Origin of the sequence: Thioalkalivibrio sp., assembly GCF_007692535.1 — a bacterium.
In the GTDB taxonomy this organism is placed as follows: domain Bacteria; phylum Pseudomonadota; class Gammaproteobacteria; order Ectothiorhodospirales; family Ectothiorhodospiraceae; genus Thioalkalivibrio.
Window position 1 is genome coordinate 1 of record NZ_REBW01000072.1, and the last position, 4797, is coordinate 4797.

The window sequence follows — 4797 nt, forward strand, 5'->3', positions numbered from 1 at the left end:
CATCGCATTGACCGCAGCGAAACCGCCAAAACCTTCGCCTGCAAGGCAGGCTCCTACAGGGGCAAGGACCCGTGGGAGCGCGCCTTGCAGGCGAAGGGGCCCTCTGCGGAGCTTCCGTGATAATCAGGAACTTTCATGGCCCTGCGTCACCCCTGACGATGAAAGCGAGACCGTAAGGCGGAAGACGCTGCTACATGCGTTCAGGGCCTCACGTCATGGCACGAGCGGCCAGCCCGATCATCAAAGCTGCGTAGGGCGGAAGAGCGGGCGACGTCTACCGCGTTCGGAGTGTAAGTCTGTGGAGTTGTCCATCGGCGGCCAGGTAGCAGTCATAGGTGACGATCTGCTCTTCGCCATCCTGCCCCAGCATGGCGAAGCGAATGCCCATCACACTTGGACCGTCGGGCGTCTGGTTTAGCGACCCACCGTCCTGCAGGCGCGCGTAGCTGCCGGCTGGTATGTCTTCCAGCACGGCATCGCGGCAACTGGCCTTGGTTTGCCACTGTGCCGGCTGGAACACCCGCTCCAGCCAGTCGGCGAAAGCAGGGACCTCCTGGCTTGCTATCAAGGTCGCAAAGCCCCCGAAGATCAGAATCGGTATCAGTGGCTTGATCTTGTTGGGTCGGCGGCTGTCGGACGCGTCTGTGTGAGGCGTTCGTGCCTCACCCCTGGGGTTCGCGGGCGAACGCCGCTCATTCCGCGTGTCTCTATCATCAGGCACTTTGATCACAACGCTCCGGGCTCATCCATGGGTTATTGATAACACTTCGGCTCCGGATCGACAACAACGCGCCAGTGGTAGGCGAAAGATCTTCTGAAACCGAGCCCGATAGCTGCGGAACACCGCCGTAAGGAGCGCCCTGGACGAGGATGACTCGTGAGGCGCCACCGCGCGCTACCGGTTCAGGGAACGGGCACCGCCGCGCCCTGCAGGCGCCCCGCACGCAGATCTTCGAGCGCGGCATTGGCATCCTGCAGCGCGTAGACGGTGGTCGTGGTCCGTACCGGAACTTTCGGCGCCAGTGCCATGAAGGCGTCCCCGTCCGCGCGCGTCAGGTTCGCGACCGAGCGCAGGCTCCGTTCGCCCCAGAGGATGGAGTAGGGGAACGCGGGGATGTCGCTCCGTCGCGTCCCATGGCCAGCGTGGCGACCCGCCTCGCGGCCTGAACTGCGGTCTCCAGCAGCGGCACTCCCTCGTAGGCCCAGGAGCCGCAATAGAACACGCGACGTCCGGGCGCGCGATGCCAGCGGTCCATTTGCCGCAGTACCGCCTCGGTTCCGGCATGAACCACGGCCCGCTGCAGAGGCGTTCGATCGATGACCTTTTCTTCCGCCGGCGGAAAGATCGGGTTCCACGTCTGGAAGACCGGGGCGTCGGTGGTCATGCCGGCCTCGACTGCATTGATCCAGACGGTGAACATCACCTTGTCCATGTCTGCGTCGGTCCGGAAGTTCAACGCGGTCCAGTCGCGCGGATCCCGCGGCATGAAGCGCTCGTCGGTGTGCGTGATCAGTTCGCCGTCCGCAAAGCGGATGCCGGAGAGTACCTCACGCTCGTTGCCGAATTGCTCGTCGTCGAGGAAGTCGAGCTGGTTGGCCTGGGTTGCCAGGATCACTCGGTCGAACAGGCCGCCCTCGCCACGGGAATTTTTCGCCAAAACCGCCTCGCCCCGTTGCGCAACCTCGACCACGGGACTCCCGCTGAAGTGCAGCAGATCGCGGGACAGCGCGTTGACCAGGGCCGATGTGCCGCCCTGAAGCCGGACCAGCCCCGGCCCGTTCAGAATATCCTGCAACAGGGAGAGCAGTTGACCGGCCGGCCAGTCGAGCAGGTGCTTCTCGTCGCAGGTGCAGATTGTCGTGAGCATCGGCAGCACCAGTCCCCGCCACACCTCCGGGTCGAAGTCCTCGCCGGCCAGGTAACGCTGCAGGGAGATGTCCCCGTCATTCCTGGAGAGTTTCTGCGCTCCGCGGGACAGACGGTACAGCGTCCGCGCAACGCGCAGGGCGCGCCGGTCGAGGTAGCGCAGCGATCCCACGAAGTGCCAATCGGTCAGCGGGAAGCGGCCGCTTCGAAACCAGGTGCTGCGATCGTACCGGCTGCAGGAGATGAAGGTGCGAATGTCATAGGTGCCGACGCCGACGTCAGCGGCCAGCGAGAGAACGTTGTTCCAGGCCGACGCGTTCATCACCCGCAGGGGCACGTCCACGTGTGCGCCGTACACCGGCACTGCGTGCGCATCCATGCCCCAGTCGGGGTGTTCCTCGAACACCGTTACCTCGCAGCCACCCTCGCGGCAGAAATGCGCCGCGGCAAGACCCGCCATTCCGCTTCCGACCACCGCAACGCTCAAGCTCATCGTCTCCTCCCGGGTCGCTGCATTTGTCCATGCTCTCCATGCTGTAGGAGGCCAGCCTCTGGCCGATCAGGTTTGGGGCTGGAAACCATCGGCGAGAGGCTCCCCTCCTACGGGATGGGCGTCAGGACGCTTTCGTGCTAATCCATCCGCCTGACAGACAGGAGCTGGATCAGGCCGGCGATCGCGACCACGGTGCCGCCGAAGGCGGCGGCGTAGGCGATCAGGGATAACGCCAGGCCTGGCTCGATCGCCCGGCTGACCTGGGCCAGCAGCAATGCAAGGCCCGCGAGCATGCTGACCAGACCACCGAGCAGAAGGCGCATCCCGGTGGCACCCTCAGCGATACAGCCAGCAGGCTGTGCCGTGTCCCGAACGCGGTTCGAGATCGGGTGGATACTCCCGGTCGCAGGTCCCGGCGATCATCCGGTTGCAGCGCGGGTGAAAGCGGCAGCCGGCCGGGGGTTTCAGCAGGCTGGGTGGTTCGCCTGGGGGCACCTCGCGCTGCTGGTGCGCATTGTCGGCGTCCGGGTCGGAGATCGCCGCGAGCAGCGCCTGGGTGTAGGGGTGCTGGGGGTGATTCAGCAGTTCGTTCACCTCCGCCTGCTCGACGATCCGGCCCGCGTACATCACGAAGATGCGCTCCGCGAAGTGCCGCACGGTGGAGAGGTCGTGGGTGATGAAGGCCAGCGTCAGGCCATGGTCGGTCTGGATGCTTCGCAACAACTGCAGGATCTCCACGCGCACCGAGGCGTCGAGCATCGAGACGGGTTCGTCCGCGATGATCATCGCCGGGCGCAGGATCAGGGCGCGTGCGATCACGACCCGCTGCTGCTGCCCGCCGCTCAGCATGTGGGGGAACTTGGACAGGAAATCCTCCGGCGGCGACAGACGGACTTCTTCCAGCGCCGCTCGGGCGCGTTTGTCACGCTCCGCGCGGCTGCGCACGCCGTGCACGATCAGCGGTTCGTGCAGGATGCGCCGTACGTCCATGAACGGCGGCAGCGCGCCGTATGGGTCCTGCTGCACGTAGCCGACCCGCGCGAGGTAGGCCTTGCGCTCCGCGGCATTGAGTGTTCCGAGGGAGCGGCCTTCGAAGATCACCTCGCCCCGTGTGGGCTGGTGCAGGCCGAGTAGCGTGCGCGCGAGCGAGCTTTTGCCACAGCCGCTCTCGCCGACGAAGGCCACCGCCTCGCCAGCCTTCAGGTCGAAGTTCACGCCGTCCACCGCGCGCACCGAGCCGACGCGCAGGAAACCCCACTGGCGCAGTTCGAACCAGGTGTGCAGATCGCGGACGGAGAGCACCGGGCCGGTCGCCGACGTGCGGACTTCCCTGATGGATGCGTTCATGTCCTGGTCCCCTCCGCGTGGAGCCAGCAACGCACCGTTCGCCGCTCGCCGATGCGGAACGTCTCCGGATCACGGTCGCAGCGACCAAACCGCGACGGACAGCGCTCGGCGAACCGGCAGCCCTCGGGTGGATCGAGGAGATTGGGTGGCTGGCCCGGTATGTGGACCGGCTTCTCTTCCTGGTGCAGGCGGGGCACGCTGGCCATCAGCAGCTTCGAGTAGGGGTGGGCAGGTTCCCGGAAGAAGTCCTTCGCATCGGCGAGTTCCACGAGCTGGCCGGCGTACATCAGCGCGACCCTCTCCGCGAGCTCACTGGAGGTCGAGACGTCGTGGGTGATCAGGATGAAGCTGGTTCCGAGTTCCTGCTTGATGCGTTTCAGGGCGTTCATGATGCTGGCCTGGGTGAGCACGTCGAGCGCGGAGGTGGGTTCGTCCATGATCACCAGGTCCGGCTCGGTGACCAGGGCCATCGCCAGCACCACCCGCTGGCGCATTCCTCCGGAAAGCTCGAAGGGATACCGCTGCAGGAAGTCCGCGGAGACGCCGACCAGCGCGAAGACCTCGGCCGCCCGGTCCAGCGCCCGTCGATTGGACCAGCCGCGGTGCACACGCAGCGGCTCCGCCACCTGCTGGCCGACCCGTACCACGGGGTTCAGCGCATTCATCGCCGCCTGCATCACCAGCGAGATGCGGACCCAGCGCACCTCGCGCCGGAACCGCTCCTCCGAGTGGCCCATGGTTTCCACGCCGTCCACCAGCATACGGCCGGAGAAGTGCGCGATGTTCCGCGGCAGCAGGCGCATCAATGCCTTCGCCAGCGTGCTCTTGCCACAGCCCGACTCGCCGAGCACCACCAGCGCTTCGTTGCGGCGGACATCGAAGCTCACCCCGTCCAGCGCACGGACCACGCCGCGTCCGCTGCGGTAATGCAGTTTCAGGTCTTCGACGCGGAGCAGGGGTTCGCCGGCCATCGTCTACATCGTCCTCAGGCGGGGGTTGAAGACCCGGTCGAGCGCGAAGCCCAGCATCGCGAACCCGAGGCCGGTGAGCATCAGCAGTGCCGCCGGCGACAGCACCCAGTAGTAGAAAC

At 66.0% G+C, this 4797-nt stretch carries 6 protein-coding genes and 1 pseudogene; all 7 read right to left on the reverse strand.

All coding sequences use genetic code 11. The features are described 5' to 3' along the window. Positions 1–274: 274 nt before the first annotated feature. On the reverse strand, positions 275–568 hold the full coding sequence (locus EA346_RS02450; protein ID WP_296755211.1) for a hypothetical protein: 294 nt from the start codon (positions 566–568) through the stop codon (positions 275–277). A 335-nt stretch (positions 569–903) separates the two neighbouring features. Further along, positions 904–1029, reverse strand: coding sequence for a hypothetical protein (locus EA346_RS02455; protein ID WP_296755213.1), 126 nt, complete (start codon positions 1027–1029; stop codon positions 904–906). Between the two features lie 23 nt (positions 1030–1052). After that, a complete protein-coding gene (locus EA346_RS02460; RefSeq protein WP_296755215.1) occupies positions 1053–2360 on the reverse strand; it encodes an NAD(P)-binding protein in 1308 nt (435 codons plus the stop codon). A gap of 137 nt (positions 2361–2497) precedes the next feature. Next, complete coding sequence (locus EA346_RS02465; RefSeq protein ID WP_296755216.1) at positions 2498–2683, reverse strand: hypothetical protein; 186 nt, start codon at positions 2681–2683, stop codon at positions 2498–2500. A gap of 13 nt (positions 2684–2696) precedes the next feature. After that, positions 2697–3707: an ABC transporter ATP-binding protein gene (locus EA346_RS02470; protein WP_296755219.1), complete on the reverse strand. Its 1011-nt coding sequence runs from the start codon at positions 3705–3707 to the stop codon at positions 2697–2699. After that, on the reverse strand, positions 3704–4678 hold the full coding sequence (locus EA346_RS02475) for an ABC transporter ATP-binding protein (RefSeq protein WP_296755221.1): 975 nt from the start codon (positions 4676–4678) through the stop codon (positions 3704–3706). The genes EA346_RS02470 and EA346_RS02475 overlap by 4 nt, the downstream gene beginning before the upstream one ends. Positions 4679–4681: 3 nt before the next feature. Beyond that, positions 4682–4797, reverse strand: a pseudogene (locus tag EA346_RS02480) (ABC transporter permease); the annotation flags it as partial.